General features: G+C 70.7%; 14 protein-coding genes and 2 pseudogenes. 7 read left to right on the top strand and 9 right to left on the bottom strand.

Going from position 1 to position 20,322, the window contains the following annotated elements:
• Positions 1-19: 19 nt before the first annotated feature.
• From RBJ65_RS23275 to RBJ65_RS23240, 8 genes are all read right to left on the bottom strand, one after another.
• Positions 20-775, bottom strand: a complete 756-nt coding sequence (locus RBJ65_RS23275; RefSeq protein WP_306319087.1) for an anti-sigma factor — start codon at positions 773-775, stop codon at positions 20-22.
• Positions 772-1,359, bottom strand: a complete 588-nt coding sequence (locus RBJ65_RS23270) for a sigma-70 family RNA polymerase sigma factor (RefSeq protein WP_306319086.1) — start codon at positions 1,357-1,359, stop codon at positions 772-774. The genes RBJ65_RS23275 and RBJ65_RS23270 overlap by 4 nt, the downstream gene beginning before the upstream one ends.
• A gap of 112 nt (positions 1,360-1,471) precedes the next feature.
• Positions 1,472-3,931, bottom strand: coding sequence for an FAD-dependent oxidoreductase (locus tag RBJ65_RS23265; protein WP_306319085.1), 2,460 nt, complete (start codon positions 3,929-3,931; stop codon positions 1,472-1,474).
• 206 nt (positions 3,932-4,137) lie between these two features.
• Entirely contained in the window at positions 4,138-4,812 is a 675-nt protein-coding gene (locus tag RBJ65_RS23260; RefSeq protein ID WP_306319084.1) for a GntR family transcriptional regulator, read from the bottom strand.
• 112 nt (positions 4,813-4,924) lie between these two features.
• The gene (locus RBJ65_RS23255; RefSeq protein ID WP_306319165.1) at positions 4,925-6,118 is read right to left on the bottom strand and encodes an NAD(P)/FAD-dependent oxidoreductase; all 1,194 of its coding nucleotides are present in this window, start codon (positions 6,116-6,118) and stop codon (positions 4,925-4,927) included.
• A 5-nt stretch (positions 6,119-6,123) separates the two neighbouring features.
• Entirely contained in the window at positions 6,124-6,444 is a 321-nt protein-coding gene (locus tag RBJ65_RS23250) for a bifunctional 3-phenylpropionate/cinnamic acid dioxygenase ferredoxin subunit (protein WP_306319083.1), read from the bottom strand.
• A gap of 32 nt (positions 6,445-6,476) precedes the next feature.
• Complete coding sequence (locus tag RBJ65_RS23245) at positions 6,477-7,610, bottom strand: aromatic ring-hydroxylating dioxygenase subunit alpha (RefSeq protein ID WP_306319082.1); 1,134 nt, start codon at positions 7,608-7,610, stop codon at positions 6,477-6,479.
• A gap of 134 nt (positions 7,611-7,744) precedes the next feature.
• A complete protein-coding gene (locus RBJ65_RS23240; protein WP_306319081.1) occupies positions 7,745-8,830 on the bottom strand; it encodes an S-(hydroxymethyl)mycothiol dehydrogenase in 1,086 nt (361 codons plus the stop codon).
• A gap of 357 nt (positions 8,831-9,187) precedes the next feature.
• On the opposite strand from RBJ65_RS23240, the gene RBJ65_RS23235 reads away from it, so the two are divergent.
• Positions 9,188-9,985: an IclR family transcriptional regulator gene (locus RBJ65_RS23235; protein ID WP_306319080.1), complete on the top strand. Its 798-nt coding sequence runs from the start codon at positions 9,188-9,190 to the stop codon at positions 9,983-9,985.
• 1 nt (position 9,986) lies between these two features.
• On the opposite strand, the gene RBJ65_RS23230 is transcribed toward RBJ65_RS23235, so the two are convergent.
• Positions 9,987-12,287 carry an FdhF/YdeP family oxidoreductase gene (locus tag RBJ65_RS23230; protein ID WP_306319079.1) on the bottom strand — a complete coding sequence of 767 codons (2,301 nt, stop codon included), beginning with the start codon at positions 12,285-12,287 and terminating at the stop codon, positions 9,987-9,989.
• A gap of 193 nt (positions 12,288-12,480) precedes the next feature.
• Here RBJ65_RS23230 and RBJ65_RS23225 point away from each other — a divergent pair, with 193 nt between their 5' ends.
• From RBJ65_RS23225 to RBJ65_RS23200, 6 genes and pseudogenes are all read left to right on the top strand, one after another.
• Positions 12,481-13,386 (top strand): LysR family transcriptional regulator, encoded by a 906-nt coding sequence (locus RBJ65_RS23225; protein ID WP_306319078.1) that lies wholly within the window; start codon positions 12,481-12,483, stop codon positions 13,384-13,386.
• 193 nt (positions 13,387-13,579) lie between these two features.
• Positions 13,580-13,933 (top strand): annotated as a pseudogene (locus tag RBJ65_RS23220) (serine hydroxymethyltransferase); the annotation flags it as partial.
• A complete protein-coding gene (locus tag RBJ65_RS23215) occupies positions 13,930-15,156 on the top strand; it encodes a sarcosine oxidase subunit beta family protein (protein ID WP_306319077.1) in 1,227 nt (408 codons plus the stop codon). The pseudogene RBJ65_RS23220 and the gene RBJ65_RS23215, both read left to right, overlap by 4 nt.
• Positions 15,157-15,177: 21 nt before the next feature.
• A pseudogene (locus RBJ65_RS23210) lies at positions 15,178-18,332 on the top strand (sarcosine oxidase subunit delta family protein).
• Positions 18,322-18,933 carry a sarcosine oxidase subunit gamma gene (locus RBJ65_RS23205; protein ID WP_306319076.1) on the top strand — a complete coding sequence of 204 codons (612 nt, stop codon included), beginning with the start codon at positions 18,322-18,324 and terminating at the stop codon, positions 18,931-18,933. The pseudogene RBJ65_RS23210 and the gene RBJ65_RS23205 overlap by 11 nt, the downstream one beginning before the upstream one ends.
• Positions 18,930-20,309, top strand: coding sequence for an L-serine ammonia-lyase (locus tag RBJ65_RS23200; protein ID WP_306319075.1), 1,380 nt, complete (start codon positions 18,930-18,932; stop codon positions 20,307-20,309). Before RBJ65_RS23205 ends, RBJ65_RS23200 begins: the two co-directional genes overlap by 4 nt.
• Positions 20,310-20,322: the final 13 nt, after the last annotated feature.

Genomic DNA, 20,322 nt, shown 5'->3' with positions numbered 1-20,322 from the left:
CCGCCTGCCCTGTTACCGGTCAGGCGGGCAGCGGCATCAGCGCCACGGGGTCGGAGGTCGGCCGGTCCGAGCCGCCGGCGGGCTCGACGGTGATCCCCATGCCCGATGCGCCGTCCATGCCACCGTCCAGCAGGACCGTCTGGTCGCTGCGGTCGGTGTTCATGAGCCCGGCCGAGCGCATCGTTCCGCCGTCGTCGAACCAGAGTTGGTACACCTTGCCCTGCGGCGGATGTGCCATCCCCGTGGCGATGAACACCGCCCGGTTCCGGCTCTTGGAGACGACGACGGTGCCGCTGGCGCCGTCGCCCAGTTCCGCCGAGTCGGTCTTGGCGTCCGGCGCGGCGAGCACGGCGGCGATCCGCTCGTTGCTCTCCTCCGCCTGCCGGGCCTGCTCCTGGGCGTCCTGGGCGCGCTGGTGCTGCCACACGGTGGTGCCGCCGAGCACGGCGGCGGCCGCGAGGCAGGCGGCGAGCGCCCACCGCGCCAGCGGACGCCGCCGGACGGCCGCGGTTCGGCCGGTCCGCGACAGGCCCGGCCCGCCGGGTGAGTCCTGGCGGACCGTGGCGATGCGACGCAGCACCTGGTCGCGCAGCTCGGGCCGGGGGGTGACCGTGGCGGCGAGGCCCAACCGGGCCGCTGTCTCGGCCAGTTCGACGCTTTCGCGGGCGCAGGCCTCGCAGTCCCGCAGGTGCCGCTCGAAGTCGGCCCGCTCGTCCTCGGACAGCGCGTCGAGGGCGTAGGCGCCGGTCAGGGTGTGCAGTTCGGCGATGGTCACGCGGTCGTCACCCCCAGGCAGTCGCGGAGCCGGATGAGTCCGTCGCGCAGCCGTGTCTTGACCGTGCCGAGCGGCAGGGTCAGTGCCTCGGCGACCTCGCGGTACGTCAGGCCCCGGTAGTAGGCGAGGGTGACGGCCTGATGCTGGATGTCGGTCAGGGTGCGCAGGCAGCGGCGCACCTGTTCGCGTTCGAGGCGCGCCTCCACCTGCTCGGTCACCTCGTCGAACTCCGGTGTGCGGTCGAGGAGCGCGGCCTTGTGGTCACGGGCCGCGGCGGCCTCCACGGACCTGACCCGGTCGATCGCGCGGCGATGCGCCAGGGTCAGGATCCAGTTGATGGCCGTGCCCCGGTCGGTGCGGTAGCGGGGAGCCGTGCGCCAGACCTCCACGAGGATCTCCTGGGCCACCTCCTCCGACTGGGACAGATCGCGCAGGACGGCGCGCACGGTACCGAGGACAGGGCCCATCACCATGTCGTACACCGAGGCGAATGCTTCCTCCTCGCCGAGCGCGACGCGTCCCACCAGTTCCTCCAGGTCCGGTTCGGTGGACGGGTTTCTGCCGATGTGTACGGCTTCTTTCACGGGGCCCTCCGTGGTCGGGGATCGTCCAGGCGTAATCCGGACCCCGCGCGTTCTTGGATTGGTCCGGTGGCTGGTCACCGGGACTTCCCACGACCGGGCACCGCCGGATGCGTCACCTGCGGATGCGTGTCATCTCCGGGTCGAAGAGCGGCTCGGCCGCCGTCACCGCGGGCACCCGGTCGCCAAAGTAGCCTATCTCCACGCGGGTGCCGGGTTCGGCGTGCTCGGCGGGGAGCCAGGCGTAGGCGATGGGGCGGCCGAGGGTGTAGCCGTACGCGGCGCTGGTGACGTAGCCGTGGGGTTCGCCGCCCACGTGGACGGGTTCGTGGCCCATGACCACGGAGCGGTCGTCCTCGATGAGGAGGGCGGTGAGGCGGCGGCCGACGGTGTCCTTGGTGACACCTTCGAGGGCCGCGCGCCCGATGAAGTCACCCTTCTTCTTGCGGACGGCGAAGCCGACCCCGGCCTCGTACGGGTTGTGCTCGTTGGTCATGTCGTGGCCCCAGGCGCGGTAACCCTTCTCCAGGCGCAGGGAGTTGAAGGCGCTGCGGCCCGCCGCGATCACTCCGTGTTCCTGTCCGGCCCGCCAGAGCGTGTCCCACAGGCGCAGGCCGAGGTCGGCGGTGGTGTAGAGCTCCCAGCCCAGCTCACCCACGTACGACAGGCGCATCGCGGTGACCGGGACGTCCCCGATGTACGCCTGCTTGGCCTTGAAGTAGCCGAAGTTCTCGTGTGAGAAGTCGGCGTCGGTGAGGGGCTGTACGAGGTCGCGGGCGCGCGGGCCCCACACACCGATGCAGCAGGTGCCGGACGTGATGTCCCGTACCTGTACGGTGCCGTCGGCGGGCAGGTGGCGGCGCAGCCACGCCAGGTCGAGGTTGCTGTTGGCGCCGACCTGGAAGCGGTCGTCGGCGAGCCGGGCGACGGTGAGGTCGCTGAGCACACCGCCCGCCTCGTCGAGGAGGAGGGTGTAGGTGACGGCGCCAACCGCCTTGTCCAGTTGGTTGGTTGAGAGGGATTGCAGGTACGCGAGGGCGTTCGGGCCCGTGACTTCGAGGCGCTTGAGCGGTGTCATGTCGTACAGGGCCACCCGCTCGCGCGTGACGAGTGCTTCGGCGCCCGCGATGGGCGACCAGAAGCGGGACGCCCACTCGCCGCGCCCACTGATGCGGGACACCTCGGGGAGGTCGGCGTTGGCCTCGTACCAGTGCGGGCGCTCCCAGCCGCCGCCTTCCAGGAACACGGCGCCGAGCGCCTGCTGACGTGTGTGGAAGGGGCTGACGCGCAGCGGGCGTGGCCGGTTCGGGGGCTGGAGCGGGTGGATGATGTCGTAGACCTCGGAGAAGGCCTGGCAGCTGCGTTCGTGTACGTAGTCGGGGGCGAGCTGGACGTCCTCGAAGCGGTTGATGTCGCAGCCGTGCACATCGATTCCGGGGCGGCCCTCGACCATCCACTTGGCGACGGCCCTGGCGACGCCCGCGGAGTGGGTCACCCAGACCGCCTCGGCGAGCCAGAACCCGGACACCGTCGGGGACTCGCCGATCAGCGGCATGCCGTCGACGGTGAAGGAGAACAGCCCGTTGAAGCCGTCGGCTATCTCCGCGTCGCCCAGCGCGGGCAGCAGCGTGCGGGTGTCGGCCCAGGCACCCTCGAAGTCGGCCCGGGTGAAGTCGAGTTTGGAGGGCTGGTCGGGGCTGTCTGCGGGGTGGGCGACGTCGTCGGGCGACAGCGGCATGGGGCGGTGGGCGTACGAGCCGATGCCGATGCGGTCGACGAGTTCGCGGTAGTAGACGCCGGCGTCCTGGTTGCGCAGGATCGGCAGGTTGGCCTCGTCCAACTCGCTGTTGCGGCCCTTGAGTTCGGTGACCGGTGTGGTGATCGCGTACTGGTGGCCCATCGGGACGAGCGGCACGTCCTGGCCGACCATGCGGCCGATGCGCGGGCCCCAGAATCCGGCGCAGGAGACGACGATGTCGGCGGGGAAGGTGCCGCGGTCGGTGACGACGGCGCTGACGGCTCCGCCGGACGTCTCGATGTCGGTGACGGTGTGGTGGCCGAGGAAGGTGGCGCCGCGGGCGATGGCGCGGCGGGCCTGGGCCTCCCCGATGCGCAGCGCCTTGGCGAGGCCGTCGCTGGGGATGTGGTAGCCGCCGAGGATGGCACCGGGGTCGAGCAGCGGGTGGAGCTTCGCGGATTCCTCGGGACCGAGGAGGTGGCTCTCGACGCCCCAGGAGGTGAGCCAGCCGTGGCGGCGCTCAAGTTCCGCCAGGCGCTCGGGACTTGTGGCGATCTCCAGGCCGCCGACCTGCCGGTAGCACCAGTTGCCGTCGAGGTCGAGGGCGCTCGCCTTCTCTACGGTGTAGTGCGCGAACTCGGTCATGGTCTTGGAGTGGCTGGTCTGGAAGACGAGGCCGGGGGCGTGCGAGCTGGAGCCGCCGGTCGCGAAGAGGGGCCCCTGTTCGAGGACGGTGACGTCCCTCCAGCCGAGCGCGGTCAGTTCGTCGCTGAGGGAGCAGCCGACGATGCCGGCTCCGATGATGACCACCTTGGGCTGCGAAGACTGCGAGATCATGGTGGGTCCTCCGGGAGTTCAGGGGTGCGCGAGGGGCACGTGCGGCGGGACGGCCGGGGTGCAACGGCCGGGGTGCACGTCGAATTGACACGGCAATGGTGGGTGGTTGATATATCAGAGTTCGGCACACTAGAACCGGTGCGGGCGGGGCGTCAATGGGCCCCGCGTCACTGCCAGTTGGGGCGGGCGGGAATCCGTCCGTGACCTCAGATGATGGCGCGGATGGCGCGCTCGAAGTTCTCCACGTGTTCGGCGGAGACCGCGGCCGCCTTCGCCGCGTCGCCCTCGATGACGGCGCGCAGCAACTGCCCGTGCTCGTGGACGTGTTGTTCGAGTCCGGCGAGCCGGTCGATGAACAGGCACCAGATGCGGGTGGCGAGGTTGTCGTAGTTGACGAGGGTGGCTTCGAGGTACGGGTTGTACGTGACCGCGTAGACGGCGCGGTGCACGGCCATGTCGAGGCGGAGCAGGCCGATCTCGCCGTGCGCCGACGCGGACTTGGACTCCTCCTCGACGCGGGCGAGCAGCTCGCGCAGCCGGTCCCGGTCGGCCGCCGTGGCCCGCTTGCTGGCGCGCGCGGCGGCGAGCGGTTCGAGTTCCTGGCGCACCTCGGAGATGTGCCCGAGGTCGGCGATCTGTACTTCGGTGGCGAAGGTGCCGCGCCGGGGGTAGGCGACGATGAGCCGCTCGATCTCCAGGCGCTTGAGGGCCTCGCGGACCGGGGTGCGGCCGAGGCCGAGGTCGGCGGCGAGGCGCCCGTCGTGAACGGGTTCGCCGGGGCGGATCTGCAGGGTGACGAGCCGGTCCGTGATCTCCTGGTACGCCTGGTCGGCCAGCGTCGCTGACTGCGACTGGCCTCCGGCGGCAGGCACAGCGGCCATCTCGCCCCTCCCTTGACGTGTCCGCGATGGGACCTCACCGTACCGCATCCCCCGATTGATATATCAGGGGTGCGGCGTGGTGCGGACAGGGAGGTCCTGCTGTACGGGGTCGTCATACGGCGGCGGGCGCGATCCTCTCCGCCGCGGGGATCAGCGTACGGCGGAGGCGGTTGAAGATCTTCGAGCGGTTCATGGCGAGGACCGCGACGGGTGCTCCGGCCTCCCGGTACAGGGCCGCGAAGGACCGGTCCTCGTAGGAGCCGTCGACGAGTTCGACGACGGAGTCGGGGCCGACCGTGCCCGCGAGCTGGATACGGACGTCGTACTGGTCGGACCAGAAGGACGGCGGCGTGGCCCGGGGTACGGCCGACTCACCGGTGAGGAGGGTGCGGGCCGCGGTGGTGGCGGACTCCGCGGCGTTCGACCAGTGCTCGATGCGGGCGTGCCGGCCGGTGAAGGGGTGCGGGCGGCGGGCCACGTCGCCGACGGCGACGACGTTCGGGACGCTGGAGGCGCCACCCGCGTCGCACACCACGCCGTTGTCGACCCACACACCGGAGTCGGCGAGCCAGTCGTCGACCGGCCGGGCGCCGACCCCGACGAGCACGAGGTCGGCGGGGAGCAGCCGCCCGTCCGTGAGCCGCACGCCGGTGACCCGGCCGCCGCCGCTCTCCAGGCCCGCGACGCCTGTCCCGCACAGCAGGCGGACGCCGTGGTCGGTGTGCAGGGAGGCGCACAGCCGTCCCATGTCGGCGCCCAGCTGCCGTTCCAGCGGGGTGTCGAGCGCCTCGACCACGGTGACGTCGAGGCCCAAGTGGTGGGCGGTGGCGGCGACTTCGGCGCCGATGAAGCCGGCGCCGATGACGACCATCCGGGACGCCCCGCTCACCAGCTCGGCGCGCAGGGTCCGGGCGTCGTCGAGGGTGCGCAGAGTGTGGACTCCGGCGATGCCGTCCGTGCCCGGGAGGCGGCGGGCGGTGGAGCCGGTGGCGACGACGACGCCGTCGGTGTCGACGCGGCGGCCGTTGCCGAGGATGACCGAGGTGGTGGAGCAGTCGAGGTGCACGGCGCGCTCCCCCAACTCCCAGTCCACGCCCAGCTCTTCGTACTCCTCGGCGTCGCCGAGCGCGAGGTCGTCGGCGGTGATGTCGCCCTTGAGGTAGGCCTTGGACAGCGGCGGGCGGTCGTAGGGCCGGTGCAGTTCCTCTCCTACGACGGTGATGCCACCCTCGTAGCCCTCGGCGCGCAGCGAGCGGACGGCGCTGAGGCCCGCGAGCGAGGCGCCGACGACGGTGATGTGCTTCATGCGGGTCATGCGGGCTCCCCTACGGTGACGTGCAGCAGGATCTGGCCGTCCTCGACGGTGACCCGGTGGGTGCGGACGGGCGTCTTGGCGGGCGGGCAGGTGGGTCGGCCGTCGCGCAGGTCGAAGAAGGCCTCGTGCAGGGGGCATTCGACGTAGCAGCCCTCGACGAAGCCGTCGGCGAGCGAGGCGTCCTGGTGGGTGCAGGTGTCGTCGATGGCGTACACCGTGCCGTCCGCGTTGAACACGGCGACGGGCGCGGGCACGCCCTCGGTGACGCGGATGGACTCGCCAGCGGGCAGATCTTCGATGCGGCACACCGGGATCATGGGGAACCTCCGGAAGAGCGGGTGGTGGTGGGTCAGTTGGCGTGCTGTGTGCCGATCCTGGCCTGGAGCCAGGCGTGGAACTCGCCGATGTGGTGCTCGCTGGGGACGAGGACGCCGCCCTTGCCGTAGGCGCGCGAGCTCATGGCGGGCTGGGTGCGCTCGCAGGCGTCGAAGTCCTGCTGATTGACGCGGTGGAACAGTTCGACGGACCGCTCGACATCGGTTCCGTTGTCGACGACGTGCGGCAAGTAGAGCCAGTCGCACTCGACCTTGGTGCGGTCGTGGGCGAGGGGGTACATGCGGTGGATGATGACGTGGTCCGGGACCAGGTTGATGAACACCTGGGGGCGCACGGTGATCGCGTAGTAGCGGCGGTCCTGGTCCTCGCCGACGGAGGGGATGCGGTCGAGGCCCTCGGAGCCGTCGACGGTGAAACCCCTGGCCTCGTCGGCGAACTCGGCGCCGTGGCCGACGAAGTACTGGGCGGCCAGGCCGTCCTTGAACTCCGGGAGGACTTCGGTGAGTTCGGGGTGGATGGTCGCGCAGTGGTAGCACTCCATGAAGTTCTCGATGATGAGCTTCCAGTTGGCCCGCACGTCGTAGGTGATGCGGCGGCCGAGGTCGAGGTCCTCGATGGTGTAGTTGCCGATGGCCTCCGCGGCGCCGAGGCGTTCGGTGACGGCGCCGATCACCTCGTCCTCGAAGGGCGCGGGCTGATCGGCGAGGCACACCCACACATAGCCGAGCCACTCGCGGACGTGGACGCCCACGAGCCCGTACTCGGTGCGGTCGATGTCCGGCATCGAGGTGAGGTTCGGGGCGGCGACGAGCCTGCCGTCGAGTCCGTACGTCCAGGCGTGGTACGGGCATTGGAAGGTGCGCCTGACCTCGCCGGACTCCTGGGTGCACAGCTGGGCGCCGCGGTGCCGGCAGATATTGAGGAAGGCGCGCACGGAGCCGTCGCGGGAGCGGGAGACGAGGACGCTCTCGCGGCCGACCTGGTAGGTGCGGAAGCTGCCGGGCCTCGCGAGGTCCGCGGCCCGGGTCACGCAGAACCACATGTTCTCGAAGATGTGCTCCTGCTCCCGCGCGAAGATCCGCGGGTCGGTGTAGTAGTCGCCGGGCAGCGTGGAGATCAGGCTCGGGGGCAGGCCGGTGATGCTCATCGGATGTCACCTCGGTAGATGTCGTGCGGGCATGCGGCAGGTGCCGAAGCGATGCGAGTGGTGTGGTGTGTCGTGATGAGAAGTGGTGTGGCGTGGCGTGGCGGGCTTCCGGGTGCGGGCGGGGGCCCGCACGCTCAGAGAGTCACCACTGAGCGCAGTACGTCTCCGCGGTGCATGGCCTCGAAGGCCGACTCCACCTCGTCGAGGCCGATCTCCTCGCTGACGAACGCGCCGAGGTCGAAGCGGCCCTGGAGGTAGAGGTCGATGAGGGCGGGGAAGTCGCGGGAGGGCAGGCAGTCGCCGTACCAGGAGGACTTGAGGGAGCCGCCGCGGCCGAAGACGTCGGCGAGCGGGAGCTCCAGCTCCATGTCGGGTGCGGGGACGCCGACGAGGACGGCGGTGCCCGCCAAGTCGCGGGCGTAGAAGGCTTGTTGGAAGGTTTCGGGGCGGCCGACGGCGTCCACGACGACGTCGGCGCCGAAGCCGCCGGTGAGCGAGCGGACGGCTTCGACGGGGTCGGTCCTGGACGAGTTCACGGTGTCGGTGGCACCGAACCGCTCGGCCCGCACCAGCTTCCGCTCGTCGATGTCGACGGCGATGATGCGGGCGGCCCCGGCCACCTTCGCCCCCGCGATCGCCGCGATACCGACGCCGCCGCAGCCGATGACGGCGACCGAGTCGCCCCGGCCGACTCCCCCGGTGTTGACGGCGGCGCCGAAGCCCGCCATGACGCCGCAGCCGAGCAGGCCCGCGGCGGCGGCCGGTGCGGACCGGTCGACCTTGGTGCACTGGCCCGCCGCGACGAGGGTCTTCTCGGCGAACGCGCCGATGCCGAGGGCGGGTGTCAGTTCGGTGCCGTCGAGGAGGGTCATGGGCTGCGCGGCGTTGCGGGTGGCGAAGCAGTACCACGGGCGGCCGCGCCGACAGGCCCGGCAACTTCCGCACACGGCACGCCAGTTGAGGATCACGAAGTCGCCGGGTGCTACGTCGGTGACGTCGTCGCCGACGGACTCGACGACGCCGGCGGCCTCGTGCCCGAGCAGGAACGGGAACGCGTCATTGATCCCGCCCTCCCGGTAGTGCAGATCGGTGTGACAGACGCCGCAGGCCCGCACCCGCACCAGCGCCTCCCCCGGTCCGGGCTCCGGGACCAGGATCGTCTCCACTGCGACGGGGGCGCCGGGCTTGCGGGCGACCACTGCGCATACCTCGTGGGTCACGGTTGAGCTCCTTGCTGCAGAGCTGTTCAAGGGAGCCGAACTCTGTTGCGCATGAAGAACCTTGACGCGTTCTACGCAACGCCCAAACTGTCGTATCCGTCGCGGGCGCGTGTCAAGGGGAATCGGGGATCCGTCCCGACGCCGCGGACGACCGGGCCGGGGCGCGTCAGGACCGGCCCCGGGGACCCGGGCGGCGCATGACTGCCGTGACCCCGGGTAGCAGCAGTGGCAATACGGGCGCCGCATGCCCGAATTCGGGGGCACCACTTGCCGATGACGAGGGCGGAGATGGAGCCGAAGATGTGCTTCCGCATCGCCCTGCCGTACGCCGTCCGGCAGCGCCTATAGTCGGGCGTTATGAGAAAGCATGAGGCAGACAGCGAGGGGGCGGGCTCGTCGGGCGCCGGAGTGCAGTCCGTCGACCGCGCGGTGAGCGTTCTGGAGATTCTCGCCCGGCGCGGTGAAGCCGGAGTGAGTGAGATCGCCGCGGAAATCGACGTGCACAAGTCGACGGCCTTCCGTCTGCTGGGCGCGCTGGAGGCGCGCGACCTCGTCGAGCAGTCGGGCGACCGGGGCAAGTACCGGATCGGCTTCGGCATCGTACGCCTGGCCAGCTCGGTGACCGACAACTTCGATGTGACCCAGCAGGCCCGCCCGTTCTGCGAGCAGCTCGCGGAGGAATTCGGCGAGGCCGTCAACATCGCGATCCTTCAGGAGCATTACGCGGTGAACGTCCTCCAGGTGCGCGGGCCGATGGCTGTCAGTACGCACAATTGGGTCGGACAACTCACCCCGATGCATGCCACATCGAGCGGAAAGATACTGCTCGCTCATGTGCCGGAGAAAGAGCGCTCACAAATGCTCGCGGCCTCCCACATGAAAAGGATGACACCGCACACCCTGGCGACCAAGGGAAAGCTGGAGAAGGATCTCGCACAGACCCTTGAACGCGGATATGCGGTGACTCTGGAGGAATTGGAACTGGGGCTGCACGGAATGGCGGCGCCCATCAGGAACGCGCAGGGCGAGGTCATCGCCGCGATCAGCGCCTCGGGCCCGGCCTACCGGTTCACCGAGGAGCGGATGCACGAACTGTCCCCCACGCTGCTGCGCAGCGCGCAGGACATCAGCCGCAAGATGGGTTACCTGGACTGAGTCACTGAGTCACGCGGGGCCCGTCCGCCGGTTCGAGGCGCACGACCACCGCCTTGGACGTGGGGGTGTTGCTGTTCTCGGCGACGCTGTCCAGCGGGACGAGGACGTTCGTCTCCGGGTAGTAGGCGGCCGCGGAACCGCGCGGCGTCGGGTAGCCGACGACGCGGAACGCGGGCGCCCGGCGTTCGCTGCCGTCGGTCCACACGCTGACCAGATCGACCAACTCGCCCTCGGCTATGCCGAGTTCGTCGAGGTCGTCCGCGTTGGCGAGGACGACGCGCCGCGCGCCCTTGACGCCGCGGTACCGGTCGTCCATCGCGTACGGGATGGTGTTCCACTGGTCGTGCGAGCGCAGCGTCTGGAGGATCAGGTGGCCGGGCGGCGCGGTGAGGCCGGTGAAGGTGTTCGCCGTGAAGACGGCGGTGCCGCTCGCCGTGGGGAAGATCCGCTTGTTGACGGGGTTGGGCAGGTTGAAGCCGCCCGGTTCCCGCACCCGCCGGTTGAAGTCGTCGAATCCGGGCACCACGCGGGCGATGCGGTCGCGAATCGTGTCGTAGTCGTCCTCGAACTCCCGCCAGGGGATCCCGTACCGGTCGCCGAGGGTCCTGCGGGCGAGGCGGCCGATGATGGACACCTCGCTGAGCAGCGCGGGTGAGGCGGGCGCGAGGCGGCCGCGGGTGGCGTGCACATCGCTCATGGAGTCCTCGACGGTCATGAACTGCTCACCGCCCGCCTGAAGGTCGCGGTCGCTGCGTCCCAGCGTCGGCAGAATCAGCGCGGTGGCGCCGCAGACGGCGTGCGAGCGATTCAGCTTGGTGGAGATGTGGGCCGTCAACCGGCAATTGCGCAGGGCCTGTTCGGTGACGTCGCTGTCGGGTGTGGCGCGGACGAAATTGCCCGCGACGCCGACGAACACCTTGGCCCGGCCGTCCCGCATCGCCCGAATCGCGTCGACGGCGTCGGCCCCGTGCCGGGTGGGCGGGGCGAAGTCGAATTCCTTCTCCAGGGCGTCGAGGAACGACTGCGGCATCCGCTCCCACACGCCCATGGTGCGGTCGCCCTGCACATTGCTGTGGCCGCGCACCGGGCAGACTCCGGCGCCCGGCCGGCCGATGTTTCCGCGCAGCAGAAGGAAATTGACGACTTCCCGGATGGTGGGCACACCGTGCTTGTGCTGGGTGAGGCCCATGGCCCAGCACACGATGACGTTCTTGGCGCCGAGCACCCGCTGGTGGACCTGCTCGATCTCCGCCCGCGTGAGCCCGGTCGCCGACAGCGCCTCCGCCCAGTCGAGGCCGCGGATGTTGTCGGTGAAGACCTCGTAGCCCGAGGTGTGGGCGTCGATGAACTCCCGGTCGAGGACGGTGCCGGGCGCCTTGTCCTCGGCCTCCAGGAGCAGCAGGTTCAGCGCCTGGAAGAGGGCGAGGTCACCGCCGGGCCTGATCTGCACGAACTGGTCGGCGATCTCGGTACCCCGTCCGATGACACCGCGCGGCTTCTGCGGATGTTTGAAGCGCAGCAGCCCCGCCTCGGGCAGCGGATTCACGGCGACGATCTGCCCGCCACGCCGCTTCGTCTCCTCAAGGGCGGTGAGCATGCGCGGATGGTTCGTTCCCGGGTTCTGGCCGACGACGAACACCAGGTCACTGTTGTGCAGGTCGTCGAGGCTGACGCTGCCCTTGCCGATGCCCAGTGTCTCGTTCAGGGCGGAGCCGCTGGACTCGTGGCACAGGTTGGAGCAGTCGGGCAGGTTGTTCGTGCCGTAGGCGCGCGCGAAGAGCTGCAACAGGAACGCGGGTTCGTTGGCGAGCCGACCCGACGTGTAGAACAGCGCCTCGTCCGGGTCGTCGAGCCCGTTCAGCTCGTCGGCGAGCAGTCCGAGCGCGCCGTCCCAGTCGATCGGCTCGTAGTGGTCGCTGCCCGGGTACTTGACCATGGGCTCGGTGAGCCGTCCCTGCTGGTTGAGCCAGTAGTCGGAGCGCTCGGCCAGCTCGCTCACGGTGTGTTCGGCGAAGAACTCGCGGGTGACGCGGCGCGTGGTGGCCTCGTCGGCGATGTGCTTGGCGCCGTTCTCGCAGTATTCGTTGCGGTGCCGCTTGTCCGGGGCGCCTTCGGGCCAGGCGCAGCCGGGGCAGTCGATGCCGCCGTCCTGGTTGATGTTGAGCAGGGTGAGGGCGGTGCGCTTCGGGGAGGTCTGGCTGAGGGCGTACTGGAGGGCGTGGGCCACGGCGGGCGCTCCGGTGGCCCACGTCTTCGGCTTGCTCAGGGAGAGATCTTCTTCGGGCTCTTCGACGGCGCGCACGCCCATCACCTCTACGTTTCCGACACACAGGGAGCCGGCACGCCCCCGCCGCTCAGCATTCGTCGGCGCTCGGGCCACGGTCAAAGCGGAAAGTCCGATCGTTGATAGGCGGCTACGATCATGCCTTGTCCTTGTCCTTGTCCTTGTCGTTGTCCTTGTCCGCCGACGTCGGCCGCAGAAGAGGGGTGGCACCGTGCTCCTGCGCCAGCTCGAATACCTCGTGGCGCTCACCGGAACCGGCCACTTCGCCAAGGCCGCCGAGCAGTGCTACGTGTCGCAGCCCACGCTCTCCGAAGGCATCCGCAAGCTGGAGACGGAGCTGGGTGTGCCGCTGGTGCGGCGCGGCCGACGCTTCGAAGGGCTCACGGCGGAGGGCGAGCAGGTCGTCCTGTGGGCCCGCCGGATGCTCGCCGACCGGGACGCGATGCGGGCGGGGCTCGCGGCGCTGCGCGAGGGACTCAGCGGCGAGCTGCGGCTCGGCGCCGTGCCCACGGCGGTCGGCGCGGTCGCCCTGCTCACCCAGCCGTTCTGCGCGGCGAACCCGCACACCACGGTGAACGTCCAGGCCGACCTCCAGGCCGACGACATCGTGCGCCGACTGCGCGCCTTCGAGCTGCACGGAGCGGTCTCGTACCACAGCCGGAGCCTTGACCTGCCGTTCGTGCCGCTGTACCGGGAGCGGTACGTCGTGCTCACCCAGGAGGACCCCAACCGGCGGGCGCAGGAGATCAGTTGGGCTGAGGCGGCGGCCCTGCCGCTGTGTCTGCTGCATCCGCGGATGCTGGGGCGGCGGGTCCTGGACGACGTGTTCGCGGAGCTTTCGCTGTCGGTGGCGCCGCGCGTGGAGACCGACTCCATCGCCTCGCTGATCGCGCACGTACGCACCGGGCAGTGGTCGAGCATCATCCCGCACACCTGGCTGCACGTCTTCGGGATCCCCGCCGGGATGGAGGCCGTGCCGCTGCACGGCCCGCGGCGCAGCGCCCGGATCGGCCTGCTGCTGCCGCCGCGCAAGCCGCTGTCGGTGATGGAGCAGGCGCTCGCGGACCTGGCCGGTGCCTCGCGGATGCACGAGGTCCTGGACCAGCTGCCGGGCTGACAACTGGCCGCTTCCGGCTGGCGGTTGCGGACTCACTTCCTCTGGCGGTTACGGGCTCATTTCCTCGTACGGACACCATTGACGCGCGCCTGAGCGCATGGCTACCGTGACGGCGATCCGCCACTGATATATCAGAGCGCCCACAGCCGGTTTCCAAGGAGTCCTCATGACCCTCGACGGAGCCCTCACGTCCACCGACGTCCATCTCGTCCTCGTGGACCTGCGCAAGTCCGAGCTCGACGGCCGGCAGGCCGATGACCGGCTGCACCGCGTCGGCATCACGGTCAACCGCAACGCGGTGCCCAACGACCCACGCCCGCCCATGATTTCGTCCGGTGTCCGGATCGGCACCCCGGCGCTCGCCACGCGCGGCTTCGGCGCGCGGGAGTTCACGGAGGTCGCCGACATCGTCGCCACCGCGTTCCTGCCCGGCTTCGACGACGAGACGGCGAGCGCCCTGCGCAAGCGGGTCACCGCGCTCACGGAGCGCTTCCCCCTGTACCCCACCCTGGCAGCCACCACCATGGAAGAAGGAGGCCGGCGATGACCACTCCCGGCGACGCCCTGCCCGACCACCCCGACTTCCTGTGGCGCAATGCCGACCCGAAGAAGTCCTACGACGTCGTGATCGTGGGCGGCGGCGGGCACGGCCTGGCGACCGCGTACTACCTGGCCAAGAACCACGGCATCACGAACATCGCCGTCCTGGAGAAGGGGTGGCTCGCGGGCGGGAACATGGCCCGCAACACCACCATCATCCGCTCCAACTACCTGTGGGACGAGAGCTCCGGCATCTACGAGAGCTCGCTCAAGCTGTGGGAAACCCTTGAGCAGGACCTCGACTACCCGATCCTGTTCTCCCAGCGTGGCGTCCTCAACCTCGCGCACAACCTCCAGGACGTACGGGACAGCAAGCGCCGCGTGTACGCGAACCAGCTCAACGGCATCGACGCCGAGTGGCTGGAGCCGGACGAGGTCGCCAAGGTGTGTCCGATCGTCAACACCAGCCCCGATGTGCGCTATCCGGTGCACGGCGCCACGTACCAGCCGCGCGCGGGCATCGCCAAGCACGACTACGTGGCGTGGGGCTTCGCCCGCCGCTGCGACGCGTACGGCATCGACCTCATCCAGAACTGCGAGGTCACGGGGATCGATGTGAGCGCGGGCCGGGTCACCGGGGTGCGGACGACGCGGGGGCCGATCGCCGCGGGGAAGGTGGCGCTCGCCGCCGCCGGACACACCTCCGTGCTCGCCGACATGGTGGGCCTGCGGCTGCCGCTGCAGTCGCATCCGCTCCAGGCGCTCGTGTCGGAGCTCCTCGAACCGGTGCACCCGACCGTCGTGATGTCGAACGCGGTGCACGTGTACGTGTCGCAGGCGCACAAGGGCGAGCTGGTGATGGGCGCGGGCATCGACAGCTACAACGGGTACGGGCAGCGCGGCGCCTTCCACATCATCGAGCGGCAGATGGCGGCGGCCCTTGAGCTGTTCCCGGTGTTCGCGCGCGCCCACATGCTGCGTACGTGGGGCGGCATCGTCGACACCACGCCGGACGCCTCACCCATCGTCGGGCTCACCCCGGTCGAGGACCTGTACCTCAACTGCGGCTGGGGCACGGGCGGGTTCAAGGCGACGCCGGGGGTGGGCTGGGCGTACGCGCACACCATCGCGACCGGTGAACCGCACGACACCAACGCGCCGTTCACCCTTGAACGGTTCACGACCGGCGCCCTCGTCGACGAGCACGGCGCCGCCGCCGTCGCGCACTGAGCAACCTCCTAGGAGAGATCCATGCAGCTCATCCCCTGTCCCTGGTGCGGGCCGCGCGAGGAGACCGAGTTCCACTACGGCGGCCAGGCGCACATCGCGCACCCCGAGGACCCGCACGCGCTCGACGACGCGCAGTGGGCCCAGTACGTCTTCTTCCGTGACAACCCGAAGGGGCCCTTCGCCGAGCGGTGGGCGCACACGGCGGGCTGCCGCCGCTGGTTCAACGCCGTGCGTGACACGGTGAGTTACGAGTTCCTGTCCGTGGAGACCGTGGAGACCGTGGAGGCGACCTCATGAGCACCCCGTACCGTGCCACCCCCTTCCGCACCTCCTCCGACGCGTACGGCCGCGTCGACCGCGCCACCACGCTGGACTTCACCTTCGACGGGACGCGTTACACCGGCCACCCCGGTGACACCCTCGCCTCCGCGCTCCTCGCGAACGGAGTGCACCGGGTGGCCACGAGCATCAAGTACGGCCGCCCGCGCGGCATCCTGGCCGCCGGTGTCGAGGAGCCCAACGCCCTCGTCCAGATCGAGGCACCATTCCCCGAGCCGATGCTGACGGCGACGACCGTCGAGCTGTACGACGGCCTGGTGGCACGGGGTCTCGGCGGTCAGGGGCAGCTCGCCGGGGCGCCCGACCCCGCCCGCTACGACGCGAAGCACCTGCACGCCGAGCTGCTGATCGTCGGCGCGGGCCCGGCCGGGATCGCCGCCGCGCTCGCCGCGTCCGGGGCCGGTGTCCGCGTCGTACTCGTCGACAGCGCACCGGAGTTGGGCGGAAGCCTCCTCGGCACCCGCGAGACCATCGACGGCAGGCCCGCTCAGGAGTGGGTCGACGCCGCGACGCGTCGGCTCGCCGCGTCCGAGAACGTCACCGTCCTGACCCGCACCACCGCCTTCGGACACTACGACGACAACCTCGTCCTCGCCCTGGAGAAGCGCACCGACCACCTCGGCGCCGCCGCCCCGAGCCACATGTCACGGCAGCGGGTGTGGCGCATCCGGGCCCGGCAGGTCGTGCACGCGACCGGCGCCACCGAGCGGCCGATCGCCTTCGACGACAACGACCGCCCCGGCATCATGCTGGCATCGGCGGCCCGTACGTACCTCAACCGGTACGGAGTCCTCGTCGGGCGCCGCATGGCCGTCTTCACGACGAACGACTCGGCGTACGACGCCGTGCTCGAACTCGCCGACGCGGGCGCGGAGTTCGCGGCCGTGGTCGACGCCAGGCCGAGCGTCCCCGAGCGACTGCGTGCGGCGCTGGCGGAGCGCGGCATCCCGCTCCACCTCGACCACGTCGTCACCGGGACCAGCGGCGTCGAGCGTCTCTCGCGTGTGCACATCGCCGAGCGGTCGAAGGACGCGGCGCGGCGGCACGGAGTCGACTGCGACGTGCTGCTCGTCTCCGGTGGCTGGAACCCGGCCGTGGCCCTGTTCAGCCAGGCGCGGGGGAAGCTGCGGTACGACGCGGGGCTCGCCACGTTCGTGCCGTCCGCGGCGCTGTCGACCGTACGGACGGCGGGTGCGGCGGACGGGCTGCGGACGCTCGGCGAGTGCCTGGGCGCGGGCATCGCCGCGACGGGTGCGGCCCTGGAGGCGCTCGGTGTCACCGCGGCGCCGACCGGGGTGCCTGCCGCCGCCACCGAACTGCCGTCTCCTGCAACGGCGTTGTGGCGGGTGCCGAGCCCGAAGGACGGCGCGGACGGCACGGCGCAATTCGTCGACCTGCAACGCGACGCGCTGGCCGGCGACGTGTTCCGGGCCACCCGCGCCGGGCTCCGCTCCGTCGAGCACGTCAAGCGGTACACCACCATCGGCACCGCCCACGACCAGGGCCGTACGTCCGGGATCCTCACCTCGGGGATCGTCGCGGAGGCGCTCGGCCAGGATGTGGCGGACCTCGGCACCACCAGCTTCCGGCCGCCCGTGCAGCCCATCGCCTTCGCCGCGTTCGCCGGCCGCAACCGGGGCGAGCTCTTCGACCCGGTGCGGGTGACGGCGCTGCACGGCTGGCACGAGCGGCACGGCGCGCTGTTCGAGGACGTGGGGCAGTGGAAGCGGCCCTGGTACTACCCGAACCCCGGCGAGACCCTGGACGAGGCGGTGCGGCGGGAGTGCCACGCGGCCCGCAACGGCGTGGCCATGATGGACGGTTCGACGCTCGGCAAGATCAACGTGCAGGGTCCCGACGCGGGCGAGTTCCTCAACCGGCTCTACACGAACATGATGGCCACCCTGAAGCCCGGCCGGGTCCGCTACGGCGTGATGTGCGGCGTCGACGGCATGGCGCTCGACGACGGCACGGTCATCCGTGTCTCGGACGACGAGTTCCTCGTGACGACGACAACGGGCAACGCCGCCAAGGTACTTGAGTGGATGGAGGAGTGGCTCCAGACCGAATGGCCGGAGCTGCGCGTCCACCTCACGTCCGTCACCGAGCACTGGGCGACGATCCCGCTCGTCGGCCCGCGCTCGCGCGAGGTGCTCGCCGCCGTCGTCGGCGACGGTCTCGACGTCTCCAACGAGGCGTTCCCGTTCATGAGTTGGCGTGACACCGTCGTCGCCGGAGTCGAGGCCCGCGTCTGCCGGATCAGCTTCTCCGGTGAACTCGCCTACGAGGTCAACGTGCCGGCCTGGTACGGGACACACGTCTGGCAGACGCTGTACGACGCCGGGCAGCCGCTCGGCCTCACCCCGTACGGCACCGAGACGATGCACGTGCTGCGCGCCGAGAAGGCGTACCCGATCATCGGGCAGGACACCGACGGCACGGTCACCCCGCAGGACCTCGGCATGAACTGGGTGATCTCGAAGAAGAAGCCGGACTTCGTCGGCAAGCGGTCCTTCGCCCGCCCCGAGAACCAGCGCGCCGACCGCAAGCGGCTGGTCGCGCTGCTGCCCACCGACGAGCACACGCTGCTCCCGGAGGGCGCGCAGATCATCGCCACCGAGACGGTGCCCGCGCCGCCGGTGCCGATGCTCGGCCATGTCACCTCCAGCTACCACAGTGACGCCCTGCAACGCCCCTTCGCCCTGGCGCTCGTCCGCTCCGGCACCGAGCGCGTCGGCGAGACCCTCTACGTCCCGCTCGACGACGGTGTCACCGTGCCCGTGACCGTCGCCGAACCCGTCCTCTTCGACAAGGAGGGAGCCCGCCGTGACGGCTGACACCCACTCCCCCGCTCCCGTACGCATCAGTCCGCTCGCCGACTGGGAGCCGCGGCTCCCGTCCGGCTTCACCGCCCACGAACTCCCGTTCCTGACCCAGCTCACCCTCCGGGTGACCCCGGGCAGCGCGGCGGCCTCCGCCGTCGAGGGGTACCTCGAGTACGCCCTGCCCGGTGCCTGCCGCGCCGAACTGGACGCCGACGTGAAGGCGTTGTGGCTGGGGCCCGACGAATGGCTCCTGGTCGCACCTGCCGGGCGGGCCGACGAGCTGGTGGGCGGGCTGCGGTCGGCGATCGGCGAGGAGTTCGCCACCGTGACCGACACCTCGGCGCAGCGCACGGTCCTCGCCCTGTCGGGTCCTCTCCTGCCGGAGATCCTGTCGCAGGGCTGTGCCCTGGATCTCGCGCCGGAGAAGGCACCGGCGGGCGCCTGTCACACCACGCTGCTCGCGCAGGCCGGGGTGACGGTCGTCGTCCGGGAGGCGGGGCCGCGGAACGTATGGCTGCTGGTCCGGTCGTCGTTCGCCGGGTACGTCGGGGCGTGGCTCGCGGACGCGTGCACCGAGTACGCGAGCGCTGATCGCGCGTGGACCAGCCCATGAGTATCAGCGTCTTCGACCTGTTCAAGGTCGGCATCGGGCCTTCGAGTTCGCACACGGTCGGCCCGATGCGCGCCGCGCACACCTTCGTGCGGGCCCTGGAGCGGGACGGGCTGCTGTCCCGCGCCGGGCACGTCCGCGCCGAGCTGTTCGGTTCGCTGGGCGCCACCGGGCACGGCCACGGCAGCGTCAGGGCGGTCCTGCTCGGCCTTGAGGGACACACCCCGGAGACGGTGGATCCGGCGCTCGCCGGGCCGGCCGTCGCGCGGGTCGAGGAGACGGGCCTGCTGCGGCTGCTCGACAAACAGCCGGTCCCCTTCACTCTCGACGCCGGTGTCGTGCTCCATCGCGACAAGCGCCTGGACTTCCACTCCAACGCGATGACGTTCGAGGCACGGGACACCGACGGGGCAGCCCTGTCCCGACGTACGTACTACTCGGTGGGCGGCGGCTTCGTGCTCGACGAGGACGAGGCGCACGGCCCGCGCCTCGTGCCCGACCGCACCCCGGTCCGCTATCCGTTCACCACCGCCGATGAACTCCTCGCGCACACCCGGGCCACCGGCCTGCCGATCAGCGACATCATGCTGGCCAACGAGCTGTCGTGGCGCGGTGAAGAGGGCGTGCGGGCCGGGCTGCTGCACATCTGGTCCGTCATGCGGGAGTGTGTGCGGGCGGGGTGCGATGCGCAGGGCACGCTGCCCGGCGGACTGAAGGTGCGCCGCCGGGCGGCGGCCCTCAAAGAGAAACTCGACGCCGCGCAGCACACCGCCGAGACGGACTCGCTCTACGCCATGGAGTGGGTGACGCTGTACGCCCTCGCGGTCAACGAGGAGAACGCGGCGGGCGGCCGGGTCGTCACCGCGCCGACGAACGGCGCGGCGGGCATCGTCCCGGCCGTGCTGCACTACGCGGAGCGGTTCCTGCGCGGCGCCGACGCCGACGCCGTCGTGCGCTTCCTGCTCACGGCGGGCGCGGTCGGCGTCCTGTTCAAGGAGAACGCGTCGATCTCCGGCGCCGAGGTCGGCTGCCAGGGCGAGGTCGGTTCGGCGTGCTCGATGGCGGCGGCCGGGCTCGCGGAGGTGCTCGGCGGCACCCCGGAACAGGTGGAGAACGCCGCCGAGATCGGCATCGAGCACAACCTCGGCCTGACCTGCGACCCGGTGGGCGGCCTCGTACAGATCCCGTGCATCGAGCGCAACGCCGTCGCCGCGCTCAAGGCGATCACGGCCGCCCGGATGGCCGTGCACGGCGACGGCCGGCACCACGTCAGTCTCGACAAGGCCATCAAGACGATGCGCGAGACCGGCGCCGACATGAAGGACAAGTACAAGGAGACCGCGCGCGGCGGTCTCGCCCTCAACGTCGTCGAATGCTGAGGAGACACCTGTC

It is taken from the genome of Streptomyces sp. KL109B, assembly GCF_030766935.1.
Taxonomy (GTDB): domain Bacteria; phylum Actinomycetota; class Actinomycetes; order Streptomycetales; family Streptomycetaceae; genus Streptomyces.
The sequence above is the reverse complement of the archived record's forward strand: the minus strand, read 5'-3'. Positions and strand labels throughout refer to the sequence as shown.